The 717-nt window shown below is 49.8% G+C and carries 1 pseudogene; it reads right to left on the bottom strand.

Annotated elements, in window-relative coordinates:
* Nucleotides 1-717 (bottom strand): annotated as a pseudogene (locus tag R7044_RS25405) (transcription-repair coupling factor); the annotation flags it as partial.

Raw genomic sequence — 717 nt, forward strand, 5'->3', positions numbered from 1 at the left:
TGCCTGCTGGCCACGTTCCTTTGGTGACTTGCATGTAGATGGATTCTGGCTCGCGTCTCGCCTCAAACTGGGTGCGCCAACGAGTACGGAAATCTTCAATCGCTTCTTTCGTCGTTGGGAATTCATGCGCAGGCAGCAATTGGATTTGCTGAATATCTTCGATAGAGCGCTGGTTTTCTGGATCGAAAGTGCGAATGGTGTCGATCTCATCATCGAAAAAGTCAATACGGTAAGGATCAGCACTGCCCATCGGGAATAAGTCGAGAATCGAACCTCGGCTCGCGTATTCACCCGGCCCAAATACTTGGTCTACGTGACGGTAACCCGAGTTCTCTAGTTGCACTCTCAGGTTTTCTAGCGAGAAATTATCGCCTGTTTTGACCATTAGTGTGTGCTGTAACAAAAATTCTCGCGGAGATTGGCGCTGAAGAACAGTGCTGACTGGCACGATAGTGACGCCGCCACGTTGATTTGGCAGTTGGTATAGGCGAGCAATACGGTCAGAAATGATCTCTTGGTGTGGAGAAAAATTGTCGTATGGCAACGTTTCCCAATCAGGGAAAAGGCTTACTGGTTGGTCGGTAAACTGTTCGATTTCTGCTTGCAGTTTCAACGCGATCTGCGGATCTGGCACAACCAGTAGTGAGTGACTTGAATGCTGCTTGGCCAGTTCGGCAATAGCGAGTGGCAGCGCTGCACCGGGTAAGTTGCCAAGTT

The organism is Vibrio sp. 1402, from assembly GCF_033340275.1.